Origin of the sequence: Rheinheimera baltica DSM 14885 (assembly GCF_000425345.1) — a bacterium.
Classification (GTDB): domain Bacteria; phylum Pseudomonadota; class Gammaproteobacteria; order Enterobacterales; family Alteromonadaceae; genus Alishewanella; species Alishewanella baltica.
The window spans coordinates 1-25,215 of record NZ_AUDG01000020.1; the positions used below are offsets into that span (position 1 = coordinate 1).

The 25,215-nt window shown below is 42.8% G+C and carries 19 protein-coding genes; 16 read left to right on the top strand and 3 right to left on the bottom strand.

What is annotated here, in order from left to right; all coding sequences use genetic code 11:
• The first annotated feature begins 472 nt into the window (after positions 1–472).
• The 5 genes from H595_RS21915 to H595_RS0108375 all read left to right on the top strand — a co-directional run bounded on the left by H595_RS21915 (position 473) and on the right by H595_RS0108375 (position 6,167).
• Positions 473–1,336 carry a PEP-CTERM/exosortase system-associated acyltransferase gene (locus tag H595_RS21915; protein ID WP_051219800.1) on the top strand — a complete coding sequence of 288 codons (864 nt, stop codon included), beginning with the start codon at positions 473–475 and terminating at the stop codon, positions 1,334–1,336.
• Positions 1,337–1,373: 37 nt separating this feature from the next.
• On the top strand, positions 1,374–2,990 hold the full coding sequence (locus H595_RS0108360) for an FAD-binding oxidoreductase (RefSeq protein WP_037054176.1): 1,617 nt from the start codon (positions 1,374–1,376) through the stop codon (positions 2,988–2,990).
• A gap of 169 nt (positions 2,991–3,159) precedes the next feature.
• Positions 3,160–3,987 (top strand): THxN family PEP-CTERM protein, encoded by an 828-nt coding sequence (locus tag H595_RS0108365; protein WP_027670804.1) that lies wholly within the window; start codon positions 3,160–3,162, stop codon positions 3,985–3,987.
• Between the two features lie 99 nt (positions 3,988–4,086).
• A complete protein-coding gene (locus H595_RS0108370; protein WP_027670805.1) occupies positions 4,087–5,196 on the top strand; it encodes a hypothetical protein in 1,110 nt (369 codons plus the stop codon).
• Between the two features lie 170 nt (positions 5,197–5,366).
• Positions 5,367–6,167 (top strand): THxN family PEP-CTERM protein, encoded by an 801-nt coding sequence (locus H595_RS0108375; protein ID WP_027670806.1) that lies wholly within the window; start codon positions 5,367–5,369, stop codon positions 6,165–6,167.
• A gap of 59 nt (positions 6,168–6,226) precedes the next feature.
• Here H595_RS0108375 and prsT read toward each other — a convergent pair whose 3' ends face one another.
• Positions 6,227–8,986 (bottom strand): XrtA/PEP-CTERM system TPR-repeat protein PrsT, encoded by a 2,760-nt coding sequence (prsT, locus tag H595_RS0108380; protein WP_027670807.1) that lies wholly within the window; start codon positions 8,984–8,986, stop codon positions 6,227–6,229.
• Between the two features lie 72 nt (positions 8,987–9,058).
• Entirely contained in the window at positions 9,059–10,456 is a 1,398-nt protein-coding gene (xrt, locus tag H595_RS0108385; protein WP_027670808.1) for an exosortase, read from the bottom strand.
• Positions 10,457–10,653: 197 nt separating this feature from the next.
• Between xrt and H595_RS0108390 the strand changes: the two genes are divergently transcribed.
• The 11 genes from H595_RS0108390 (at position 10,654) to H595_RS0108445 (ending at position 23,703) form a co-directional block, all read left to right on the top strand.
• The gene (locus tag H595_RS0108390) at positions 10,654–12,000 is read left to right on the top strand and encodes a phenylacetate--CoA ligase family protein (RefSeq protein ID WP_027670809.1); all 1,347 of its coding nucleotides are present in this window, start codon (positions 10,654–10,656) and stop codon (positions 11,998–12,000) included.
• Between the two features lies 1 nt (position 12,001).
• Positions 12,002–13,135, top strand: coding sequence for a glycosyltransferase (locus H595_RS0108395; protein ID WP_027670810.1), 1,134 nt, complete (start codon positions 12,002–12,004; stop codon positions 13,133–13,135).
• Between the two features lie 169 nt (positions 13,136–13,304).
• Positions 13,305–14,492, top strand: a complete 1,188-nt coding sequence (locus H595_RS0108405) for a glycosyltransferase (RefSeq protein ID WP_027670811.1) — start codon at positions 13,305–13,307, stop codon at positions 14,490–14,492.
• Positions 14,489–14,992: a serine O-acetyltransferase gene (locus H595_RS0108410; protein WP_027670812.1), complete on the top strand. Its 504-nt coding sequence runs from the start codon at positions 14,489–14,491 to the stop codon at positions 14,990–14,992. Before H595_RS0108405 ends, H595_RS0108410 begins: the two co-directional genes overlap by 4 nt.
• A gap of 25 nt (positions 14,993–15,017) precedes the next feature.
• Positions 15,018–16,199, top strand: a complete 1,182-nt coding sequence (locus tag H595_RS0108415) for a glycosyltransferase family 2 protein (protein ID WP_027670813.1) — start codon at positions 15,018–15,020, stop codon at positions 16,197–16,199.
• Between the two features lie 5 nt (positions 16,200–16,204).
• Positions 16,205–17,392: a hypothetical protein gene (locus H595_RS21920; protein WP_205623197.1), complete on the top strand. Its 1,188-nt coding sequence runs from the start codon at positions 16,205–16,207 to the stop codon at positions 17,390–17,392.
• 1 nt (position 17,393) lies between these two features.
• Positions 17,394–18,407 (top strand): polysaccharide deacetylase family protein, encoded by a 1,014-nt coding sequence (locus H595_RS0108425; RefSeq protein WP_027670814.1) that lies wholly within the window; start codon positions 17,394–17,396, stop codon positions 18,405–18,407.
• A 1-nt stretch (position 18,408) separates the two neighbouring features.
• A complete protein-coding gene (locus H595_RS0108430) occupies positions 18,409–19,560 on the top strand; it encodes a carboxylate--amine ligase (RefSeq protein ID WP_156885947.1) in 1,152 nt (383 codons plus the stop codon).
• The gene (locus H595_RS0108435) at positions 19,557–21,311 is read left to right on the top strand and encodes an asparagine synthase-related protein (RefSeq protein WP_027670816.1); all 1,755 of its coding nucleotides are present in this window, start codon (positions 19,557–19,559) and stop codon (positions 21,309–21,311) included. Before H595_RS0108430 ends, H595_RS0108435 begins: the two co-directional genes overlap by 4 nt.
• Positions 21,295–22,341 (top strand): GNAT family N-acetyltransferase, encoded by a 1,047-nt coding sequence (locus H595_RS0108440; protein ID WP_027670817.1) that lies wholly within the window; start codon positions 21,295–21,297, stop codon positions 22,339–22,341. The genes H595_RS0108435 and H595_RS0108440 overlap by 17 nt, the downstream gene beginning before the upstream one ends.
• Entirely contained in the window at positions 22,342–23,703 is a 1,362-nt protein-coding gene (locus H595_RS0108445) for an O-antigen ligase family protein (RefSeq protein WP_027670818.1), read from the top strand. It abuts the gene before it with no gap.
• Here H595_RS0108445 and H595_RS0108450 read toward each other — a convergent pair whose 3' ends face one another.
• Positions 23,704–25,146, bottom strand: coding sequence for an oligosaccharide flippase family protein (locus tag H595_RS0108450; protein WP_027670819.1), 1,443 nt, complete (start codon positions 25,144–25,146; stop codon positions 23,704–23,706). It lies immediately after the preceding gene.
• Positions 25,147–25,215: the final 69 nt, after the last annotated feature.

Consider the following 25,215-nt stretch of genomic DNA (forward strand, 5'->3'; position numbering starts at 1 on the left):
AAGCGAATTATCCATGTTGACTGGTATTAAGGGCGTGTTTTACACGAGTGAATATATAACTGAAGAGCCGGATGCGGTAATTCCGCACGTCCGGATCTGTGTGGGGGCGGCTCAGTAATGGGTCGTTCTACCACGATTATCTTAGTGATACCGTGACGACAGAAGCAGCTGCGACATTTCACGCATTATTAGCACCCTGTAAAAACAAACAAGCTAGGCTAAAAGACAACCAGCCATATTGGAAAGTTAAGCCACCAAGAAAATTTGGCTGGGAGTACTCTACGACTAGTGAGTTACCTTGGCTTGAGCACGTTATTTCGTCGGGGCAGCAAGCACACTGATTTTGCCGTTTGTTGTCATGTGTAAATTCGCAATGAACACCGCAGAAAGGACAAACTTGTGCTAACGTTAATTCACCTTGTTCATCAACCCTATTTATTAACCTCTGCTGTCGCAGTATCGCAGGTGAAAGATGAAACATCTTAAAATCATACAAAAGATTCCTGTGGTTAAGCACCTTGTGAATAAAGCCATTTCCAGGCTTGCCAGTAATGATGCTAATGCCATTTCAAAGCATTTCTCACAATTCTTACGGGTAGAGCTTGCCGCCAGTGAGGATTTAAGGGCTGAGGTGTTTAACGTCCGTCATCAGGTATATTGTGAAGAACTTCACTTTGAAGATGAACGTAAAAATCAGCTTGAACAGGATGAGTTCGATAGTCACTCTTTTCATAGTCTTATTCGGCATGTGACAACCGGAAAAGTCGCCGGCACGGTCAGAATAATTACATCAGGGCATGGCGACGAAAAATTGCCTATTGAAGCAAATTGTATGCATGCCATAACAGATCCTACTATTTTTCCTGCTGCATTCCCACGCAATGAAATTTGTGAGATTTCGCGTTTGGCGGTACCTGAAACCTTTAGGCGCAGAAAGTTTGATCAGTTTAAAGGTGCAGCGACAGGTGTTATTAACGAAGTTTTTTTCTCAGAACATGAATTGCGCTGCTTTCCTTACATTGCAATATGTCTTTATTTGTCTGCTGCGCTGATGGCGTTACACAACAATAAGCGTCATGTTTTTGTGATGATGGAGCCCAGATTAGCGCGCAGTCTAACCTTTGTCGGCATTGTGTTTAAACAGCTGGGAGATCCAATCGAATATCACGGCAAGAGGGCTGCGTACTATATCAATCCTGAAATGTTCAGAAAAAATTTGTCAGTAGGGTATGTTAAGTTACTTGAGTCTATAGAGCGTGAACTTTATCCAAATGATAAGCCACGACCACTAAAACGAAAATTCCCCGGGTTTGGTTGGGGTTTGCGTTTCAGTTAACTTGATCTGTAAGGTTTTGCTTTTAAGGGATTAGATAGTGAATACCAATTTCAACGGGGCATTAAAAGCCTGGCAACAGCTATTGTCTACAGAGCAAATTACACTTAATGAATCTGATTTATTAGCCGCCGCAACAGCGACCTTTGCTACCAATGCCAGTGTACTAGCAGTGTTGTATCCGGAGCGTAGCCAGCTCAAAGCCTGTTTACAGATTGCCCGGGAATTTAAGCAGCCCGTATATACTGTTAGTTCTGGTAAAAATTGGGGATACGGATCTCAGGTCCCTGTGGAATCTAACAGCGTAATCATCAATTTGAATCGTCTTAAAACCATTGCGAGTTATGACAAAAAGCACGGCGTGGTGAGCGTAGAGGCTGGGGTTACTCAAGCGGAACTTGCTGAGTTTTTAAAGCGGCAAGGGGATCTTCATTGGATGGATTGCACCGGCTCCAGCGCCAGCTGCAGTGTCGTAGGTAATACGCTAGAACGTGGTTTTGGCCATACGGTTTATGGCGAGCATGTAAAGCATGTATGCGGTATTGAAGTGATGCTGGCAAATGGCCAGATAATCCGTACTGGCCTGCACCGATTTAATGATGCCAAAGCCGCCGGAGTATACCAAGCCGGCCTTGGTCCTGCTTTAGATGGACTGTTTTTTCAGTCAAATTTGGGGGTTGTACTGAGTATTACCCTGTGGCTAATGCCTAAGCCTGAGTGTTTCTTGGCGTTTTATGTCACATCGCCGAATGACGAGCTTGAAAAGTTGGTTGAAGCCCTCACGTCTTTAAAGCGTGAAGGTTATCTAACCAGTTTGCCCCATATCGCTAATACTTGCCGGGTACTACCCGGCTTGCAACAGTATCCTGCCGACGCGACGGATATAAAGGAATATCCTTTATCAAAGGCCCGATTGAGCGGCCTGAGAAAACACTGGCAGCTCGGTCAGTGGCACGTTTCTGGAGCCTTATACGGTAAACGTGCACAGGTTAAACTTGCAAAAGCAGCGCTGAAAGCTCAGTTTCGTAAATTTAACAATATACAGCTTAATTTTGTTAGTGATGGCCTGTTAAATGCTATCGAAAAATATCAATGGCTATTGTCAGTTTTGCTACGTAGGGATATGGCTCGGGTGCTTGCGGTCTTAAAACCCGTTCATTTAATGATGAAAGGTCAGCCCAGTGACACTTTTTTGTCCAGTGCATACTGGCGCATGCCAACGCTACCTAAATCGGGGTACGCGCTTGATACTGATGGTGTTGGTTTAATGTGGTGTGCTGTTGTGGCACCCGCAGATGGCGGGCATGCGCGATGTATCGAACAAATTGTACAACAGGTATTAATGCCTTTGGGTTTCGATGCTGGAATAACCTTTACGTTGCTAAGTGAACGTTGTCTCGACGCGGTTATCAGTATTAGTTTTAATCGTAACTCTGACGATGGTATCGCATGGGACTCGCGGGCAGAGACGTGCAGAAAACAACTTTATCAAACCTTGCTGCAAGTGGGCTATTACCCTTATCGAATTGATATTAGCATGATGTCGTTTATGGCAAAGCACAGTGCACAAGAATATGAACAACTGCTACAGCACTTAAAGCAGGTGTTTGATGCTGATAACGTGCTATCTCCTGGCCGTTATATTGTTAGCAAATAACTGTCGTAAAACTTTACACCTCCTAATTACCTAAAAAAGGTCTTTCGTTTAAGTTATTGATTAATATCAATTATAAATGTTGGCATAAATAGTGCTTAATTATCGTGAAGTGATGTAGCAGTAATGCCGCACGCGTTAACGAAGTGGGTTGTATAAACATGGAGACGTCATGAAATCAAAATTAGGTTTTTTGGTAGCGGCACTTGGAAGTGCAGTTTTACTGGTAAACAGCGCATCGGCATCAACATTTAGTCTGTCATTCGAGACTTCAAGTGGTTGGTTAGCAGACGGTTTAAATTATGGTGGTTACGCAGCGCAAACACGTTCACGCAATGGCGTTGAAACAGAGTATGACTGTGTAGCGGGTGCAACAGATGCTCTTAATGGCTGTGGTTTATCCTTTTACAATCCTGCTGATGGTATTGCCATGGGATATACCTCGGTAGACTGGGGTAACCCGGTAACAGCTGGACAGTTTAGTGGGTTGGATGTTGACTCCTATGACGGTGTATTAGATGCCGACGCTGGTTGGGTTGATACCGGTATGATTACTCACCGTAATCGTAAAGTAAGAAGCGGTAGCAAAACCCTGTCAGAGATAAATTTGTATACGGTGTTTGATATTGTTAGCCCGTTTATTGCGCAAAGAGGTGCAGCGTTCGGTATCTCTTTCACAGAAACATTTAACAATCAATATGGTATTTGTGATCCGAGTATCCAATTTACCGATACCCCTTGTGATGATTATTTCAATATTTCTGGTGTACCACTACCAATCGAATTTACGTATGATGGTAAAAAGTATGTCATTGAGTTTCGGTTATGGGGTGCTCCAGGGTCAGGTTTCTTAATTGAAGACAACTTGCTTCGTACTGCAGAAGGTTCGGACAATGATTTACTTGTGCAAGCACGTTTGGTAACAGTACCAGAACCGGCAACTATTGCTGTACTTGGTTTAGGTTTAATGATGTTAAGCCTGCGTAGAACCAGATCCTAATCGATACTTTAAAAAAGCCAGCATTTTGCTGGCTTTTTTATATGTTAAGGTACCAAGTTATCTCAGTATGAGGTAGCGTGGGTGCTTTGGGGAGCATCAATGCGGTTGTCTGATTTACAGGTTAACATCAGCGAAAACAAACTTGTGATGAGTTGGTATGCTGATGATAGACATTTGCAGCTGTCATACACGGGCAGTGATGCGCTTCCTGGCGCTGCGGATGCAGCACTGGCCAGTTGCATGTTACCCGCTATGTTGCTTGGTGAAACGCTGGAAGTAGACGATACTTTTTCAATTAGTTCGACGTTAAGGCAAAACCTGAACGAGTTTCAACGCATTTTTGTCTCTTGGTTTGATGATGTACAGCTTATAGATATTGTTATTGCTGATAACCAGTTTCGTCAGATACCGCTAACGAGTTCTGATGCCGCGGTATTTTTCTCCGGTGGTGTAGACGCCAGCTATTCATTTTTTCAGCTTGAACCTGAAATTGACCATCTTATTTTCTGTCTGGGTTTGGATATCCAACTGCATGAATTGGCACGTTGTCAAAAGGCGCTTGAGGGGGCAAATAAGTTTGCCCAGCACTACGGTAAAAACTTAATTGTAATAGAATCCAATTTTAGAACGGCTTTTAATAATCTATCTGCGCGGCGTTGTCAGATAGTTTTGCTAATAACTTATAGCCTGGCATTGGGATTAGACACCCTTTATGTACCTGCCAGTCATGATGCTAAGGAACTTGAACCATTTCGCTCCCACCCGCTAACAGACCCGTTGTTATCTAATGGCGCAACTAAGGTAGTGCACCATGGCATGATAAGTCGGGTTGAAAAAACTATTTCTATTGCCCAATCAGATCAAGCGCTGGCATTTTTGCGAGTGTGTAATGCGTCAGACCAATTTAATTGTGGTGAGTGCGAGAAGTGTTTGCGGACCATGGCGACTTTGGCGGTAATAGGCAAACATTCAGCGTCGTTACCGCCGCTGGATAATGTTGCCAAGTTGCGTTCGGTTAAAATTTGGACGCCCGGTAAGTATCATATGTGGCATGACATTAAGCATTATGCCAAGTTACACCGGTCTGAACCTATAGCCAATGCTGTTAGCAAGCTGTGTCGGGCTTATGAATGGAAGCAATTGTTCAAACAAGTTAAGCATCAATGTCGGCTCTTACTCGACGATATACTGCCAAGAATCACCAAATAGCCGTCTGCTTTTTTTACATCCCACCCTTAGTCATGTCACATTGAGTTTACTAAATGGCTAAAAAACATCAATAATTTACTATTGGCGCGCTATATGCAAGTACTGTAATTGTACCAGTCAGCAGAGCGCAGTCGATGACTGGCATAGACCCAATAACAAATGGAGGCGTTATGAAAAGTAAAAAAACTTTGCTCGCAACCGTTGGAGGTTTAGCATTACTCAGCGGCAGCGCGCAAGCGGCCCTAATCGGGGCGTTTGATTTTGATACAGCCAGCGGATGGTTGGCAGATGGCACAGCAGTAACCTATGATTCTGGTGCAAATGCTAATCTTAATTGTGCTGTGGGAGCTTTACCTGGTGCTAATGGTTGTGGTTTAACTTTTTCTGGATTACAGGAAATTACCGACGGCCATACCACAGTAAATTGGTTTAGTAATGGCGGTCAAGGTCCTAGCGGGTTAGATATACAATCTAATTCTGGCACCTTAGTAACGAATGGTGGTTGGTTTGATACCGGGGTTATTACTCATAGAAACTTCTCTTTGCCAAGCCCAGCGACTACGCTACGCAATTTGAATTTAGGTTCTGAATTTAGTATCACTTCACCATTTGCATTTGGTCCAGCAGTGGGGGCATTTAATATCGGCTTTACGGAGACACCAAACCAAGGTGGTTGTCCCGCGCCGAATCCACTCGGTTCTGCCTGCGATGATTTCTTTTCTATTTCTGGCATACCGCTGCCAATTGTTGTAGAAATTGATGGAATAGTGTACACCTTTACTTTCCGTTTACAGGGGGGAGAAGGATTTATTGTTGATGACAATACCTTGTACACTCGAGAAGGCGGACAAAATACCTTATTTGTACAGGCTATGGTTACAGCACGTGAAGTTCAAGTGCCTGAGCCTGCTACACTTGGTATTTTAGGTTTAGGTTTGTTGCTGTTAAATCGTCGTAAATTTATCAAATAGAACAACGTAAAAAATAAAAAAACTGGCATGCGAAACATGCCAGTTTTTTATTGTGTTAATTACAGTTTATACATTGCTTTAAACGCGGCTACCTTATCGGTGAACTCTTGGTTTTGTTCTACTTGTTGTAATATAGCTTTGGCTTTTTCATTATTGCCTGAACGAACTAAAGCCTCTGCATAATGCAATTGTACTTGAGCATCTTCAGGCCTGGCTTTTAGTGCTGCTTCCAATATGGTTTTTGCTTTCTCAATGTTGTTATTATTGAGAAGTACTTTGCCATAGGTATCCAATACATCGGCATTATCTGGGCGTAATTGGTAAGCTTTTTCGGCATGAACCAAAGCATCTGTGACATTATCTTTCTCTAACATCAACCATGCTAGATTATTTAGTGCCAGAACGTTGTCAGGTTGGTCATTTAATATTGTCTGATAGGCTTTGACTGCGCGCTCTGCATCGGTGCTTAGCGAAAGCTGAGCCAGCATTGTTTGTGCTGCAGTATTATTACCGTGCGTTGCGATATGTCGCTCTAGCAAGGCGATGCCTTCAGCCGTTTTATTAACCCTGCTGTAGAGTTCTCCCAGAAAAATGACTGTATTTACCTGCGGCTGTTTCGCATAGCTTTGTGTTAATAATTGTTCGGCTTCACCATACTGTTTTAAGCGTGCCAAAGCCTTGCCTCTCACCAAGAGTACTTCAGGCCTTTGTTGAACAGCTACAGGTAAGCTTTTGGCATAATCGAGCAATGGCTGGTTCATTGATGCTTCATCAAGCATTTGTAATTTAATGTTGATAAACCGGATATGCTCAGGCTGTGCGGCTAGTAACTTATCTACGATTTTAATTGCAGCAGGAATATCTTTGTTGACATACAGTGTTTGCATATAGGCTTGCGCTGCTATATGTGAATTTGGTTGTATGTTGTACCATTCTTCTGCTGATTGCAGGGCTTGTGCGAAGCTTTTTTCCCGCAGTTGAGTATCAATCAGATATGCCCAATGCTTGGGGGATCTGTCTCGGGAGTCGCCATCGATGTTATTCAGCAAACCTAAGGTCGTTTTATAATCGCCGCTGCTATGTTCTATGCTAGCGAGCAACAATGTAAGGTTGGCATCGTCGGGCTTAGCCTGATGTGCTTTACGGGCTCGTTGTAAAACGTCCGTTGTGTCACCTTTGCCGCGACTCAATGCTAAATATTGTTCTAGTGCCTGCACGTTTTCCGGTTCATCATCCAATAATGCTTGGAATAGTTTTTCTGACTCAATCAGATTATCTTGTGCAGCTAGTAAAGAAGCGTTTAGCAATCTTCCCAGGCTGTTTTTCGGTTCAGTTTGTAACACAATTCCAATATTTTTGGCCGCAACGTCGAGTTGTTCACTTACCAGTGCGACATAAGCTTTCATATTATGACCAGCCGTTTTACGTTGTTCATTCGCAATCCATTCGTCAGCCAATGCCATGGCTTTACTATATTGTTGCTGACTGATGTAGGCACTTAACAACATGATCCTTGCTTGATCGGTGGCAGGGTCTAACTGTAGCGCTTGTTCTAATGAGCGAATTGCCGTGCTGCGCTGGCCTGTCATTTGTAGCTGAACGGCGCCTAACGTTGCTAGTTCGTTGGCTGATAAAGGTTTATTAGTTTTGTATTGCTCGAGTAAGTTTTGCGCTGCTTCGACACTACCTTGTTTTGTCAGTTCAAATGCGGTGGCAGACAATAGTTGAATGTCAGTATTTTGCAGCTCTTTTTCTGATAAGAATTGACGTGCAACATCGGTATTACCGGTCTTGAGCATTAACACAGCGTAAAGGCGCTGCGCAGGCGGATAGATATGCAAAGCGTCTTTAGCGACATCCAAATGGTTTAGGGCGATATTATCTAATTTCAGGTTAACGGCTACTAACGCTGCTAAAATTCTGGCCTGAGGTGAACTAAAACCGTTAGCGATGGCGGTATCAATATAAATACGGGCTTGTTCAAATTGTTTGTTTTCATAAGCTAATACCGCTGCAAAATAATTTGCCAAAGGTTGCTGAGGTACTTTTTTTAACAGTGGTTTTAGTAGCTCATCAGCCTGATCCAGTTGCGCGGTTTTGACCAGAGATTGCGCCAGTAACAACTGCGGCAATAATTGGTATGGGTGTACCTTGGTATATTCACGAAGTAATGTAACTGCGCTGACCATGTCGTTTTCGGTTAGGGCTATCTTGCTTCGTAAATATATTGCCTGATAATACAAGCTAGATGTGGATTCAATGTTTGTAAGTAGCTGCTTAGCTTCATTAAATTCATTTTTTGCTAGCGTTAAAAATGCTGAAGCAAAGTTAGAAATGTCGGCCTGATCTGACGTTGATAATTCAGTGAATAGCGTTGTAGCGTTTTCGTTGCTACCAAGCTCTGCTTCGGCCAGCGCTTTATAAAACAGCAGATAGTCGCGCAAAGGCTGTGGATAGTTATCGATATTATCGACTATTTGTAAAATGTCGCTGTGGTTTCCATTCAGATATAAGGTACTGGTATATCGCTGAATGAAAGATTGATGGTCAGTGCTGTATTCAAACGCGCGTTGATATTCTTTTACTGCATCATCCAATAAACCCGCTTTACTGTATACATCGGCTAATGCCAGCCGGTATTCAGCGCGTTCAGGGTCTTTTTGCAGTGCTGATTTAAGCTCGATGACTGCACTGTTTAACTGATCGTCAGCTAAAAATACCTGTGCAGCCTGAAAATGCTCCTCACTGCTTTTTTGGCCGCAACCGGCTAGTGATAAACCGACAATAACCGCTGTGCTAAGAATGGTGAACCTTTTCATGTCCGCTCCTTGTGTTATTTTAATTGTCCGAATCTACAGTTAATGCCACGTTGCTGTGGCGTGCTACATAAATTACTGCCCAGAATGATTTTTTGTCGCCAACATAGTTAATATAGTGGCTTCATCAGTGCACAGCGTAGTCTGACACAGCACAAACTGCCACTGCATGGCGGAGTACGCATTTAGCTTGAACGCCTGGTGAATTCTATACCGTTTATAAACAGCCAGAGAACCGGTGCTATTCCCATTGGCCTCATACCAATATTGCAAGATGGCGTGTTCTCCGGCCAAATTGGTCAATCTCACAAGGCGGCTAGTAGCGGTAAGGTCGCTGTTGACCTTATTCCAGCCTTTCGGAATAACTTCGTTGAGGTAATAATCTGGACGATTGGCCTCATGCTGGCCATTAAATTCAAAGCGAATATTAATTATTTCATGGTCATTAACCGTAAGGTGTTGCAGGGTTTTATTGCTATAAGCTGCAATATACGCAGATGGCTGCATGGATGAAGCTTCTGGTGTAATAGTAATAGGCGTGTAACTAAACAGAGGATGTTGATTTGTTAGCGCTCTAAGACTTAATCCAGAGCAGGCGACTACCATGAACATGACCACAATACTGCTGCGAGTACTTAATTGCTGTGGCTTGTAGGCATTGTTATCATCTGCTGGCTGGGGTTCCAGTTTACCGACCAGATAAAAAAGCGCCATGATAAATGGAATATATAAGAACCAACCAAACATATTATGATCTTTAACAATGCTGCTTTGCATATCGCTATAGTACCCAATAAGGATAATCATCACTATCCGTATGCCATTGACCAAAATTGCACCAAATATCGCACATAAGGTCACCAGCAGCATGTTTTTAACTTTACGCAACTGAAGGTGGCATAGCAGCGTACTTAGTGCCAGTGAAACAATGAAATAGCGCAGCCCGCTACAACCCTCAGCTATTTCAAACACGCCCTGTGGAATTTGAACAAAATTACCTTCGACATAAACGGGAATATGCGTTAGCTGCATGAAAAAAGTGGTTATTACAACAGCGATGTACTGCAGTGGTCCGATAAGGCTGCCCCATACCGGTGAAATAAACCACAATAAGGCCAGTGGCACTATTAAGCCTTTACTTGGTTTAACCAAACTACAGAAAAGTAAAATGACATACATCGGAAATAACAGTCTGGTCAGGCTTATCAATTGCGAGGTTATGCTAACCGCTAACACAAGTGCTAAACCTAAGGTAGTAGCAAGAAAGAGGAGGTTGAACCGAAGTTGGACGTTATTGCGTTGTTGCCATAGTAAGGTGATGATAATAAACGGCATCAGGTAGGCGTGAGAGTAAGTTCCATCATCAAAACTGTAAGTGCGCCAATCAACCACGATTTGAGGATAGAGTAGTAAACTACAAGCTAAAAGAATGATTTGCAGCAAAAACAGGGTGTTGGCATGTTTAATTGTCATCCATGACGCTCCGTGAATACTAACGGCCAGAGAGTATTAAGCTTACTCAGGCATCCTTCGCTGAGTTTGAACTGTAAGTCATTAATAATCAACTGTTGGTTGTCTCCTTATCTTTCGTTTATACTCAATTTTGTTGGCTCAGTGATTCACTGTTATAAATGTTTTGTTAGTTGAAATTGCGAATGGATGCGTAATATATGAAATTGTACCCACACCTATTACAAGGTGTTGTCTTGCCATTGCTGGCAGTGATTAAAGGTAAACCTTTAATTCGCTATGTAAATGAGTATTCCAAGCATATCGCTCTGTCGCCGGATGAACTTAGCGCACTGCAATGGCAGTCGTTAACACGCCTTTTAAAACATTGTTTTGACAATAGCCCTTACTACCATCAGCGCTGGCAAAAAGCCGGTGTTGACGATATACGTACTGTAGATAGTATGGCGCAGTTTCAGCAATTGCCGATACTGACTAAAGCGGATATTCAGCAGCATTATGACCAGCTAAAAGCAAAAAACTTCGATAACAATATTGTTAAATCTACTGGTGGCTCTACGGGGACACCATTAAGGTTTGAATTGGACGCTAACAGCAATACCCGGCGTGAAGCAATTATGTGGCGGGGTTATGACTGGCTTGGTGCAGGTTTAGGGGTTCGCACGTTGTACTTGTGGGGCGCCGGTATTGGTCAGGTGTCCTTCGCCAGGCAAATAAAAGAGCGTCTTTATCATGGTCTTTATAACCGCAAAATGCTGAATTCATTTTCTATGGCACCCGACAATATGCATCAGTATATAGCGCAAATTAATGCGTATCGACCCGATGCAATGGTGGCCTATGTCAATCCATTATATGAGTTATCAAAACATATTTTGCAGCAAAATATTGTAGTACACCGACCGAACAGTATTTTAACCGGTGCTGAGCCGCTATATGAATACCAGCGCGACACGATTGAAAAAGCTTTTTCCTGTCCGGTTTATAATACCTACGGCTGTCGTGAAGTCATGCTTATTGCTGCTGAATGCAAAACACATAAAAAGCTGCATATAAACTCTGATCATTTACTGGTAGAAACTGTCAATCAAGATGGCCAGGTTAACAATGGTGAAAGTGGCGACGTACTGCTGACAGATTTATTTAACTATGGCATGCCACTTATACGTTACCAAAATGGTGATCGGGCTACCTTGCATAATGCTGCTTGTGGCTGTGGCAATCCGTTGCCTCTGATGTCTAGCATAGACGGACGTAAGTTGGACGTTATAAAAACGCGCTCAGGCAAACTTATCCCTGGCGAGCTGTTTCCACATCTGTTTAAAGAATTTGCCAGTATTGATAAGTTTCAAGTGAGACAATCAGATATTGACGAGCTTATTATCTGTATTGTGACAAAAAACGGTTTAGCCGATGGCGATAAGTTGGCCATTTGCAATGAAATAAACCGTTATGCAGCGCATGAGCTTACGTTAACCTTTAAGTTTGTTGATGATATCCCGCTAACGGCGAGTGGTAAGTACCGGGTAACTATATGCGAGGTTTAAATTGAAGTCGCGCACTCGATTAGTGGTTATATCTAATTTGTATCCGTTACCTTGGGAGCCTGAAAGAGCCACATTTAACCGTCAGCAGTTTGCTCAACTTGAAGATGCCTTCGAGATGTCGGTGTTGGTACCAGTGAGTTTTATTGTATGGTTTAAAAACATCCGGCAAATTAAGCAAAGTGCTACTTTGCGCTATGTACCTTATTTTTTTACACCTAAATTTGGCCGTCGCTTTTATTCTTATTTTATGTATTTATCATTGTTGCTGCACTCGGGCCTTTGGATACGCCGCCATAAGCCAGAGATTATTCTCGCTAGCTGGGCATTTCCTGATGCGGTAGCAAGTAGCTGGTTAGCCAAACTGTATCGATGCAGGTTCTTTTTTAAAGTTCATGGCTCTGATATTCATCTGCATGGTGAAGAAGAGGCACGGGCTAGGCAAATTGTAGCAGCAGCAAAGCAGGCGAAGGGTGTTATTTCGGTTTCAGCCGAGCTCAAGCAGCAAATGGTGCAATTAGGTATTGCAAGAGACAAAATTCATGTAGTGTATAACGGCGTTGACCATAATTTATTCAGCCAGAAATGTGAACGTCCGATACCAGAGAACTATTTGCTGTTTGTTGGTAACTTAAAAAAAGATAAAGGTGTGATGGAGCTGTTGCAGGCGTTTGGCGAAGTTAGCCTGCGTTATCCAAAACTGAAACTGCTGGTGGCAGGTCGGGGCGATATGCGCCAAAGCATGGAGCAGTATCTTTGTGGGCAGGTATTTAGAGATAAAGTTGAACTGCTTGGGAGTGTTGCGCATAGTGTGTTACCTCAGTTAATGCAGCATGCAGAGCTTTTGGTGCTGCCAAGCTATCATGAAGGTGTCCCGAACGTTTTACTGGAGGCGATGGCTGCTGGTACTCCCGTTGTTGCTTCAGCTGTAGGTGGCATACCTGAAGTTGTAAAGCCTGAACTCAGTGGCTTATTAGTCCCTAGTGCCGACGCAGCGGCTTTAACACAAACACTAATACTTGCGCTGCAAAAAGACTGGTGTCGGTCTGACATTGTTCAGCATGCCTCGCAGTTTACCTGGCAAGAAAACAAACACCGATTACAGTGTTTATTAAATGAAAGTAATTTCAATGCCTGAGTTGGTAGGGGTATATCATTAATAAATTAGTATGCCCAAATAGCTATAAGTTAAAGAAGGAGAAAACGATATATGTTGGCAGGTAGTGATAAAAACTTAACTTATCAAAGTTTTTTTGATCCATTTCTAATACTTATGTTCGATCAACAGACAACATCAGAGTGATAGCATGAACATTTTGTTCCATCACCGAACACGCGGAAAAGGTGCAGAAGGTGTGCATATTATGGGTGTGACTAATGGCTTGCGTCAGCTAGGCCATAAGGTGCACTTGTTATCGCTTCCTGGAGCAGACCCAGAAAGTACGCCACAAAATAACACTTCTACAGCAACTAACCCCGGGGCTAAAAAGGGCAATCCGGTATTACGATGGCTGCTTGATTTAACGCGTTATGTACCAGAGGCGGTGTTCGAGTTATTTGAACTGGCTTACAATTTTCCTGCATTATTACGCTTGCGCAAGGCTGTGCATACTCACCAGATTGATGTTATCTATGAGCGTTATTCCCTGTTTATGTTCGCTTCGGTATGGTGGGCCAGACGTAACAGCAAGCCTATTATTTTGGAAATAAACGACTCATGTCTGGTACATCGGGTTAGGTCGCTGTTTTTTCGGACGCTGGCACGGAAAGTTGAAGGTTGGATTTTTAAAAATGCGACCGGTTTGGTGTTTATTTCTGGCCATTTTCAACAAGTTGCCATGACAGGGCATCCCCAGATTGCGCCGTCAGTGGTGTCTCCTAATGCCGCTGATTTATCACAATTTATCATTGATGATGCTGCATCGCTGCAATTACGACAGCGTTTAGACATAGCGGATAAAGTGGTTTTGGGGTACGTAGGGGCCTTCGTTCATTGGCATGGTATAGATTGGTTTGTAGATTTAATGGTTGATAAAATCAAAGCCTATCCAAAGTTAGTCTTGCTATTGGTTGGTGATGGCGTGAGTTTTGAACCAATAAAACAACGTATTGAAAGCGCCGGAGTTTCATCACAAATTTTGCTAACAGGTCGGGTTGAGCATAGTGAAATTGCCACTTACATTGGCGCAATGGATTATGGCATTTTACCTGATTCAAATGATTATGGTTCGCCGATGAAGCTGTTTGAGTTTATGGCTATGGCAAAGGGCATGGTTATTCCAGACTTTTCGCCAGTGGTAGAGGTGGTTGCTGATAACGAGACGGGATGGTTGTTTCCGGCGAATGATCGCCAAGCCTGTATAGACAGAACATTAGAGCTTGTCGAAGATACAACGCAGCAGCGTCAGGTTGGTAAAAATGCCCGTATTTATATCGAGCAACATCGGCAGTGGAAACATAATGCTGAGCAACTGCTGGGTCTACTGCCAAAATGAAAAATTTAAAGGCGGATTTGATAAGAAAACAGCAAATTTTTCATAACGATGGCGCACCTGTTAGCATGCTAAGAGTGGTAATGGCAGATGGCACCTTAGCAAACGTTTTATATCGACTGATGCGCTGGTGTGCTGTCACCAGATTATCGCCGTTAGCCTACCTGTGTTACCAGCTCAACAAATTTTTCAATGGTTGTGTTATTGGCGTAGGCGCAGATTTTGGGCCCGGTTTCGTTTTAATGCACCCCATTGGCGTCGTGATTAACTCTAAAGTGCGTGGTGGCGCTAATATCACAATTGAAAGTGGCGTAGTAATAGGTGATGAAAAAGGCCGTTCTCCGGTACTTGAAAACGATATTTTTATCGGCGCTGGCGCTAAAGTCATTGGTGCGGTAAATATTGGTGAACACGTGAAAATAGGCGCTAATGCGGTAGTAACTAAATCGGCACCAGCGGCAGTTACTATGTTGGGTATTCCGGCTAAACCCTATGTGCGTTGAATTAACATAAGGAAATTGCATTACCATGGAATGGGTTTTTTGGGTCAGTATCATTGCGATACTCTATAGCTATGCTTTGTATCCACTACTGTTAATGTGCTGTAGTGCAGTACTGCAATTGTGGTGTGACAATCGTTTTGTCTGGAGTGCACAGCCAAGGCGTGTTGTGGCGGTTCATGATGATAATTTACTACCCGATATCACGGTTGTTATTGCTGCATATAATGAGCAAAGCTGCATAGCTGCAAGGGTTGAGAACATTCTTGCCCAAAACTACCCTGCAGATAAATTAAGATTAATTGTAGGTTCTGACGGAAGTCAGGACGACACGGCTAAGATTCTTGCGGCAATAACCGATCCTCGATTAACGGCATGTTTGTTTACTCAAAATCGTGGCAAGGTAAGTGTACTTAACGATTTGATGGCCCAAGTGAGCAGCAATATAACCGTGCTAACCGATGCCAACACCGTTTTTGAGCCAGATACTATCCGAAACTTAGCACGGCATTTTAGCGATGACAATGTAGGGGTAGTTTGTGGCGAGTTACAACTTGTCGATGCCCAAAGTGGTAACAACCGCGACGGCGTTTACTGGCGATACGAAAGAGTGTTGAAATTTCACGAAGCTCGATTCGATGCACTGTTGGGGGCAAATGGTGCGAATTATGCCATTCGTACTGAGCTGTACCAGCCATTAGCTACCAATACCATTATTGATGACTTCCACATTGCGATGAATATCGCGCGCCGAGGGTTTAAGGTTAAATATGACCCGGAAGCTGTCGCTATCGAAGATAGCGCGCCAACGATTGGCGCTGAAATGGGCCGTCGCATACGCATTGGCTTAGGTAATTATCAAGCATGCTTTCAAATGGGGTGGCTAATGAACCCGTTTAATGGATGGCGGTTCTTTAGCTTTATCAGTCACAAATTATTGCGTTGGTTTGTACCACATTTAATGATACTGACATTAGTGAGTAACCTGTTTCTATTGCAGGATAGCCGTTATATCGCGCTATTTGTCTTACAGATAGTTTTTTATTGTTTAGCAATTTACGGTTATGCCCAGCATATTAAAGGACGACGATTATCCACGATAATGTCCCTTATGGTGTTTTTTACGTCGATGAATTATGCACTTTTAGTTGGCTTTGTACGTTATTTCACCACAAATATTCAGGGTAGTTGGCAGAGGACAGAAAGGTAATGTTGATGTTATTTGTATTGGGTGTAATGCTTTTTGGTGCGGTTTTTTGGGCCATTGTTCGCCAGAAAAATATGCAAAACTGGCTGGGCAATTATATCCGTCATATTTTAAAACGGCAGGTTCCCGTTAACGGTCCTAAGCATGTGCTATTTTGTTTTGTCGATCATTACGAACCTCAGTGGGGGCGTCAGATTTCTATTGAACAGGAAAGGGCCCGTGTAGACCGTTGGTTCAATGACTACCCGGCTGTTGCAGGCCAGTTTAAAGATGCAGATGGCTGCTACCCTAAACATTGCTTTTATTATCCTGAAGAAGAATATCGATTTGAGCATCTTGCCAAAATATCTGACTTATGCTACCGCGGTTTTGGCGAAATTGAAGTGCATCTGCATCATGACAATGATACCAGTGACAATTTACGGAAGACACTGACTAATTTTACCGAGTTACTGCATCGTGACCATGGTGCTTTTGTCAGAGATGAGGCTACCGGAGCATTAAGTTATAGCTTTATACATGGCAATTGGTCACTAAATAATTGTCGGCCAGACGGACGTTGGTGCGGCGTTAATGATGAACTTATTGTATTAAAAGAAACCGGTTGCTATGCCGACTTCACGTTTCCTTCAGCGCCAAGCAATACTCAACCTGCGATGGTTAATGCCATTTATTATGCCAAAGATAAACCAGGTCAGCCAAACTCACATAACACCGGGCGTTTGGTCGAGGTCAACGGCAAGCCATGGGGTGATTTAATGTTAATCACCGGGCCGATAGGGTTGAACTGGAAGGTCAGAAAAAAGGGTATCTTTCCACAAATAGAAAACGCCGACGTGCGCAAAAGTATGCCGCCAACGCCTGAACGTGTTGATCTATGGGTTAACTCTAATATTCATGTTGCCGGCAGACCAGAATGGGTGTTTGTTAAAGTACACACTCACGGTACTCAGGAAGAAGATATGGACACGCTGTTGGGGGCGCCATTTGCCAATATGTGTGCGCATTTACAAGCCAAGTACAATGACGGCGACAATTATGTTCTGCATTATGTAAGCGCGAGAGAGATGTATAACATTGCGAAAGCGGCAGAGGCTGGCGAGAGTGGAAATCCTAACAATTTTAGGGATTATCTAATCGCAAAGCCGAAGAATATGCCGCTACTCAAAAAGGAATTGGGTACAAAGGGAATGTAATATGAATTTTAAAGGCTGCAGCAGATCTGCGATTGAAGTCTTATCGGGGCACATGGCGTTGAAATGGCAACGTCGCCCTGGTGGGGTCTATTGTTTTAACTATCATCGCATTGGTTCTGCTGCCGACTCCGAGTTCGATCCCAACGTTTACAGTTGCACGCCTGAACGTTTTGAACAACATCTTCGCATGTATCAGACGAATTTTGATGTGATTAGCATTGATGAATTAATTTCATTGCACAACAGTCAGCAGCGTGTGTCTGAGCGTCTGGCGCTCTTGACCTTTGATGATGGTTACATAGATAACTATCAACTCGCATACCCGATGTTGAAATCAGCTGGATTAACAGCCGTTTTTTTTGTCTCGACAGATTATATTGATAAACCTCAGATCCCTTGGTGGGATGAAGTGGGTTGGATAGTACGTCATTCTGGTAACGCTAGTGTTAAGCTAGCGCATTGGCCTTCAGCAATCAATATTGTCGACGGCGCAATTGGGATGCGGGTTCGGCGTTTGCTAAAAGCGGTTAAGCAAGACAACAGCCTGCCGATGGAGGAGAAACTGAAGCAAGTTAAGGTTGCCTTGCAGTTAGACCATATTGGCATGCCTGAGCCGACAGAGTTGTTAGTTAACTGGCAACAACTAAAAGAGATGGCAGATAATGGCATGCATATCGGCTCTCATACCTTATCTCACAACATACTTGCGCACCTTACACCCGAGCAACAGTTGGTTGAGCTAACACAATCTAAGCAGCGTCTGGAAACCATGTTGCACAGAGAGATATTGTCAGTTGCGTATCCTGTAGGTGGATCAGATACTTTCACTCGCAACACGCTGAATGTAGCACAGCAAGCCGGCTATAAATTGGCATTCACATTTATCCCCGGGATAAATGCAAAACTAGGATTTGATAACCGTTATTCCCTTTGTCGTTTTTCTATTGATGAGAATGCGTCTGTCTGGCAATTGAAGCAAATGGTCAACAAGTCTTTTTCGTTTATGAGCAACTGATATGACCCCTTCCGTTGTCGTACTCAGTGCTGGCCCAAACGGACTAGGGGTGACACGAAGTTTATACCTCAAAGGAATAAAACCTTGGGTTATCAGCACCTCGTCGTTGGATGTTATTAATTATTCCCGTTTACCTGAAAGAAAAACAGTGCTTGACGCCAACTCAGAAGCTAGTCTGCTGGCGGTATTGAGTGATGTAGCTTTTGGCACTATTGTCATTCCAACTTCCGATTGGTTTGTGAGTTTTTTATCTGAGCACACGTCACAATTAAAACCCAAGTTGCTGTATCTGGAAGCTCCTGCGCAAATTACAGAGATGCTGATTGATAAAGCATGGGAAACGCAGTTTATCGCAAGTTATTGTGCCTTACCTAAAACGGTACAGGTGTTACAGGATGCGTCGTCATTGTTAGCCTGTTTAACTTTGCCCATAATTATTAAACCACGGTCGCATAAGCATATGGTATTGGGAAGTAAAAACCGGATTTTGACATCTGTGACTCAAGTGAAAACGTTTTTTAGCCAATACAAGTTGCAATTACAGCACTTAATTGCTCAGGAAATTGTGCCGGGTGATGACAGTTGTCAATGGGTATGTAACTGTTTTTTTGATCAGAATAATGAATTGGTGCAGGCGTTTACTTTTAACCGGTTAAGATTGTCCCCATCGCACTTTGGTGTTACCAGTTATGCACGAAGTCAGCAAAATGAAGAGGTTGTTCAGCTATGCCGGACAATAGGGAAAGCGCTGGGTTATGTGGGTCCAGCAATGTTAGAGTTTAAAAGAGACCCAAGAGACGGAGAGTATTACTATATTGAACTTAACCCAAGGCTTGGGATGTGCAATTACTTTGATACCTATTGTGGTATCAATAATGCTTTTGCGAGTTATCAGCTGTTGCAGGGCGAAACTTTGCCTGTAAACCCTAAGATGCAAAGTAATGTGATATTTGTCAGTTTGTATGAAGATTTTTTTTCCAGGCGTAAGGATGGTGAGAGCGTAATGGAAATATTACGAGATTATTGCCGTAACGCTCGGCAGAAGCATGTATTTATCTACTTTGTCTGGTGGGATCCTTTACCTGCGATGTACATGTTGCTGCAGCAAGTGAAACAAATGGGTAAAGCCTTGCTGAGCAGGTTAAAACAATGATTAATGATAGCAAAGTATTTCTTGGTAACGAGTATCTGCCTAACGCGCCGGTAAAATGCACAATTGGTACTTATCGGGTGTCAGCCTTTGCTCCCTCTCAATTTGCCGAAGATAGTACAGCTGCAGTGCTGATTTTTGGCTATATCCATAATCCAGATGTATTGATAAGCCCTGCTTACTGGTTAACGTTGTTACAACAACCCGCACCGATGTTAGTGGCAGCACTAGACCAGCTAAACGGTGCCTATAATCTATTAGTGTTAAATAAGGTTAATAATAGCATCTCCGTAGTTACTGACCGGCTTGGTGGCCAGCGTATGTATTACTGGTCGACTCAAGAGGGGATTTGGTTAAGTCCAAGCCTTACAGGACTTGCCAATATTGCGAACTTCGGTCACGGTACCCCCACTAATTTTTCTGTGCCGGCTGTTATGGAACTGTTAAATTATCGCTGGTTAAGCGGAACAACAACGCCATTTGCAGATATTAATAAGTTGCCGCACGCTGCGGTGTGTCAGTTATCGCCAGGCTCCTCAATTCATACTTTAGTCCGTTATGGTATTTTGCCAGAGGCGCGAGCTGGAGTAACTGATGAATCGTTGCAAGTTCATGCTGACAGAGTTCATCAATTATTATTGGCAAATATCAGAGCATCTGTTCGTCCTGGCGATCGCGTCGCGGTTCTTTTGAGTGGTGGTGTTGATTCTTCCATTTTGCTAGGAATATGCTGTGATCTTAATCTCAATGTAGTTGCTATTACTCCACAACATGAAGGACATCACAATCCTGAATTGGAAACGGCAAAAACGTTTGCTGCTGAGCTGGGCATAGAGCACAGAATTATAGCGGTAGAGGAAGCTGACGTTGCCCGTCATTATGCTGACGTTGTTGAGTTGCTTGGTGTGCCACCGCGTTGTCATAGTGCGGTATCGCTGTTAATTCTTCTAAGGCAGCTTAAAGGTAGCTTCGATAAAATTTTGTACGGTGAAGGCGCTGATACATTATTTGGTTCCAAAGCCGTAAAGCATTTTGCTTTACGGTTTAAAAAAAACCAACGGCTTAAGAAGGTGTTTCGTTATATACCTTATTGGCCCTGGCTGTTTAAAGTTTTGCCTTTACCTTATAAATTGAGGCACTTATTGCAGTTTGATGCGCTAAATGAGGCTATAGCAGTAAATCAGATTGTGTTGCAGGAACCGCTAAAGGCAAGTTTAAATGACCGCTTGGTTTTAGACAAGGAACTGATAAAAGCGGGGCTTAACGTCAGCAACGTTACAGTAGATACTTATGAGCGTGCTCTGCTTCAGTTAAAACAAATTATCTTTTCCAGCAGTGTGATAAATCATTTCTATGAATTGGAGTCTTTAGCTGCAGATAATAGTATTCAACTTATAAGCCCTTTTGTTTGCCAGCCTGTCATGGCCTATGCGGCTAGTCTGAGCGATACCAGCTATTTCGGTATTGAATCTGTTAAGCCAGTACTACGTAAAATTGGTGAGCGTTATTTTACACCATCACTAATGTACCTACCCAAGTATGGTTTTCCGGTGCCGCACAGTAATTGGTTAAAGGGCCCTCTGGCGACATGGGGTAGGGAAGCTACGGTGTTTTTTAGCTGCCCGATAGAGTATCTTGCTGACGAAGAGTTTGCCTGGTGCATAATTGGTTTATATTTGCTAGCTAAACGCAATCACATTTTACCATTGCGGCTGTTTGAAATCGATGGGGGAGTAGATGCTCCCCCTGGATAAATGGTATAAAATCAGTAATTTAGAACAGCTTTATTCTGTGGTGTCAGCTTGGTCAGCGCTAAATCAGCAATGTGACAGCAGCTTATTTTGTGACCCAAGATGGATCTGTAATTGGATATCAATTTACTGGCAGGATGACTGGAAACTGGAGGTGTGGGCTTATCAGCAGCAGGGGCAACTTGTCGCGCTGCTGCCTACATACAGCCAGCCAGGCACAAGAGCTGGGCGTGTATTGTACCCGTTGGGACAAGGTGAGTCAGAAGAAGCTGAAGTTGCTTCAGAATTTATTGATTTACTGCTGGCTCCTGAATTTCCGCTAATGGTACTGCATGGTTTGGCAGCACAGCTAAATGCTGAGCATTTTTACCACATAAGTTGGCGAGCTATTCTCGCCGATGCCAACATTTTGCAGCTAGCTCGTTTGCTTCGTTTTACACAGGTTAAACCTGCAGGGTTAAGGTATCAGGTTGTAGGTGGACCGTTAACACTACAGTCATCTCAAACTCGGCGAAAGTGGAAACTGTTTGAAAAATTACAGACTAATGGCCGTGCGACATTTAATTGGATTGATGCACAGCAAGTTGAAACATTTTGGCCTACATTAACCAATTTGCATCAAAAGCGCTGGCAGGCGAAAGGAAAAGCAGGCGCATTTATCGCGCCGGCATTTACCCGCTTTCATTTGGGGTTTGCCAGAAAGCAGCCAGACTGCTTAAGATTGGCAATACTTCGGATAGACAATGAAATAGCAGCAATACATTACTATTTGCTAGACAGAGATAACGTACATTTTTATCAGGCTGGCTGGCACGATAATTTTGCCCGCTGGTCCCCTTCGGCTATGTTGCACTGCTGGGTAATTGAACAAAGTATCGGAGCGAAATATGATTTTATGCTTGGTGATAAATTCAGCTACAAAGCCGACTATGGTACTGAGCAGGTTCAGTGTTATCAGCTTAACGGCTATAGCAATGTGATTCGTTATACTTTAGCGCTGCTAAAACAATTGAAACAAAGGATGTTGCAGTAAATGATGGGAACAAACACTAATAGACGAATTATTCAGCAAGTACAGTTGGACGCACTGGTCCCGTTTTTATTTCTGTGTACCTATATGGTACTGGTATTAGTTCGTCCACAGGAATGGATGGCAGAGTTAAAAGATCTACCTATAATCCGTTTGTCGCTTCTACTTGCTTTTTTTAGTTACATTGCATTGCAAAAAAACAAGTATCTCGCACCCCAAACAATATGCTGTATGGCGTTGACGGTAATTATTTTACTGTCAGGAATTCGTAATGGCTGGGCGATGGGGGGGGTGCAAAGTGCATCTGATTTTATTATTTCGTCAGTCTTGCCGATTGTTATATTTAGCGGGTTAGCGACAACAGTAAAGCGTAGTAAGGTATTGATGTTAATAGCGATATTGGCCTCTTTAGTTATGGTGAATAATGGCATTTCTCAAAAAAACAGTCCAGTTGGTATTGGCTGGAGTGGAAGTGCATTATCATGGCTTGATCGAATAACCTATGTCGGTGTGTTTAACGATCCAAACGATTTGGGTATGTTTTTTGTTATGACATTGCCTTTTGCGTTGTACTTTCTATTTCAGGGTAACTTCATTACCAAGTGCATTTTTTCTGCGGTTGCTGCTTATATTTTGTATGGTGTTTATCTAACAAATTCTCGAGGTGCTTTGGTATCGTTGGTTGCGATGGCCGGAGTCTTTAGCTATTTGAATTGGGGTAAAGCAAAAACGATAATAACTTCGGCTTTGCTTTCACCAGGGCTTATATTTGTCTTTATGAAGTTCCGCTCGATTGATGTAGACGAAGAGTCGGCAGCTGGGCGGGTGGATTCATGGTATGAAGGTGTGCAGCTGTTTTTATGGCGACCGGTACTTGGCATCGGGCAGGGAAACTATTTGGAGTACAACTACATTACGGCCCACAATTCATATGTTCTAACACTGGCGGAGCTAGGGTTCTTTGGATATGTATTATGGATGATTTTTTTGCTGCTAACACTGTATATGGTTTACCCTCAACGCAAAATTAATACTCTTATGTTACCGGTTAAACCAGAAAAGTTTGCCACTGACCGTGAAGAAGAATTATTTAACCACAATTTTACCCGGGTACGCGCGCAAAAGCGGTTAAGTGACTGTTTATTTTATTCTATGTTAGGTTTTGCCAGTACCATATTTTTTCTAAGTCGTACATATGCCGTGGTTGGTTATATTTTTGCAGGTATCGCAATTGCACAGTACTACCAAATTGCGAAATTTAATGCAGTTGCTCTACCGCGGTTAAATTACATTATCTGGCGTATTGTTGGAATTGCTGTACTAAGCATCCCAATGTTATTTATCCTAATAAAACTACTGTTGTAATTAACGTGTTGAAATTGCTTGTTTAAGTTCTTTCAATGTTTTTCGTTCCACGACAAACAATGCCAGGAGGTAGCTTACTCCGCCCACTGATATCAACAGTAACAAGTTTAGGATGCTCGGTGTACCCAACAACTGTTTGGTCGCTATGACACTGATAACCATCAAAGCCGCACTTAACACTATCTTGCTGATGCTATATAAAAATGTACCTAACTGGAAATTAAACAGCCGACTATATCTTATAAGTACAATAATATAGATGAGAGGAAAACCAAGCAGCCACGCCATTGCCAAGCCAGTAGCGCCTAAATCTGCTGTTATAAACAGTGCTAAAGCAATTATCGCTATCATTATGAGAGTATTGGTAATCAAATAAGATACCTTACCTAGCGCTTTAGCGGCCGGCTGAAATAATTCGTCACTAAAGCGTAAAGGCATCAGAACTAAGATTAACATGGTTGGAAGAATCGCTGCTTCCCATTTTTGGCCTAGAATAATAGGTAAAATATAATCACTTACTGCAGCTAAACCCCAGAAAATAGGTAAGGTAAATAGTAAACCTAAGCGTTGGGCTTTAACAATAAAATATGAAATCTTAGCAGGCTCATCTTGTAATTGTGAAAATGCGGGAAACGAAATTTCTTTTACTAGAGGAAGTATTTTTCTCTGAGGCATTACTGCAATGTTAAGCGCTACTGTAAATATGCCAATTTCTGTAGTGCTGAGTAGTAAACCACCAATTGTAATATCTAAGTGGATAAAAATGTACCAAAGCAAGGTGAAAACTGAAATTGAACCGCCAAATCGAATGAGTGGTAGAGAATGTTTAACGTTGAAGCTTGGTAAACACGGTGCTGGGTGGTGATATAGTAGCAATGTTACCCTCACTGCAGCAGCAACAATTCCTCCATACACTAATGCCCAAAAACCGTATCCGTAAATTGCAAAAAGCAAAGTGCTAATAGCGGCTATGATATTTGACATGGCGTCTATTAATGCTAATTTTTTAAACGCCATTGCACGTCTTAATAGCGCTGAAGGGATTGTTTCAAAAGCCATTAGCAAGAAACACCAAGCGCTGACCTTGAGTACCTCTGCTACATATGGAGTTTTGTATAAAGTAGCAATTGGTTCAGCAAGTAAGTACTGAAAGCAAAAAAGTAAAAAGTATATACAAAGTGTTATACCAAAATAGGATGAAATAGCAGCTTTGTCCAACGTTCGCGCTTGTACAAGAGGGCTTATCGCGATTGTTGAGGCCATCGTGACCAATAAGCTCGACAAAATGTCTGCTATTGCTACTATCCCATAGTCTTCTGGCGTTAAAATGCTAATGACCCAAAAGGTAAGTATCCAACGCAGTATTTGGGTTGTCGCTCTACCTAATGCAACCCACTTCAGCGAGTGCAACACGCTACTTTTTAGCGCTTTATCATTTGTCATGCTAAGTGAGACGCCTATCGTAAAAGTAAAGTCACATCATTGGCAACCGCAATTGCCTTTACCGAATCT

Excerpts from the sequence above, each read along its gene's own strand:
- H595_RS21915 (WP_051219800.1), top strand. The coding sequence starts at position 473 with ATGAAACATCTTAAAATCATACAAAAGATTCCTGTGGTTAAGCACCTT.
- H595_RS0108365 (WP_027670804.1), top strand. The coding sequence starts at position 3,160 with ATGAAATCAAAATTAGGTTTTTTGGTAGCGGCACTTGGAAGTGCAGTT.
- H595_RS0108370 (WP_027670805.1), top strand. The coding sequence starts at position 4,087 with ATGCGGTTGTCTGATTTACAGGTTAACATCAGCGAAAACAAACTTGTG.
- H595_RS0108375 (WP_027670806.1), top strand. The coding sequence starts at position 5,367 with ATGAAAAGTAAAAAAACTTTGCTCGCAACCGTTGGAGGTTTAGCATTA.
- prsT (WP_027670807.1), bottom strand. The coding sequence starts at position 8,986 with ATGAAAAGGTTCACCATTCTTAGCACAGCGGTTATTGTCGGTTTATCA.
- xrt (WP_027670808.1), bottom strand. The coding sequence starts at position 10,456 with ATGACAATTAAACATGCCAACACCCTGTTTTTGCTGCAAATCATTCTT.
- H595_RS0108390 (WP_027670809.1), top strand. The coding sequence starts at position 10,654 with ATGAAATTGTACCCACACCTATTACAAGGTGTTGTCTTGCCATTGCTG.
- H595_RS0108405 (WP_027670811.1), top strand. The coding sequence starts at position 13,305 with ATGAACATTTTGTTCCATCACCGAACACGCGGAAAAGGTGCAGAAGGT.
- H595_RS0108410 (WP_027670812.1), top strand. The coding sequence starts at position 14,489 with ATGAAAAATTTAAAGGCGGATTTGATAAGAAAACAGCAAATTTTTCAT.
- H595_RS0108415 (WP_027670813.1), top strand. The coding sequence starts at position 15,018 with ATGGAATGGGTTTTTTGGGTCAGTATCATTGCGATACTCTATAGCTAT.
- H595_RS21920 (WP_205623197.1), top strand. The coding sequence starts at position 16,205 with ATGTTATTTGTATTGGGTGTAATGCTTTTTGGTGCGGTTTTTTGGGCC.
- H595_RS0108425 (WP_027670814.1), top strand. The coding sequence starts at position 17,394 with ATGAATTTTAAAGGCTGCAGCAGATCTGCGATTGAAGTCTTATCGGGG.
- H595_RS0108430 (WP_156885947.1), top strand. The coding sequence starts at position 18,409 with ATGACCCCTTCCGTTGTCGTACTCAGTGCTGGCCCAAACGGACTAGGG.
- H595_RS0108435 (WP_027670816.1), top strand. The coding sequence starts at position 19,557 with ATGATTAATGATAGCAAAGTATTTCTTGGTAACGAGTATCTGCCTAAC.
- H595_RS0108440 (WP_027670817.1), top strand. The coding sequence starts at position 21,295 with ATGCTCCCCCTGGATAAATGGTATAAAATCAGTAATTTAGAACAGCTT.
- H595_RS0108445 (WP_027670818.1), top strand. The coding sequence starts at position 22,342 with ATGATGGGAACAAACACTAATAGACGAATTATTCAGCAAGTACAGTTG.
- H595_RS0108450 (WP_027670819.1), bottom strand. The coding sequence starts at position 25,146 with ATGACAAATGATAAAGCGCTAAAAAGTAGCGTGTTGCACTCGCTGAAG.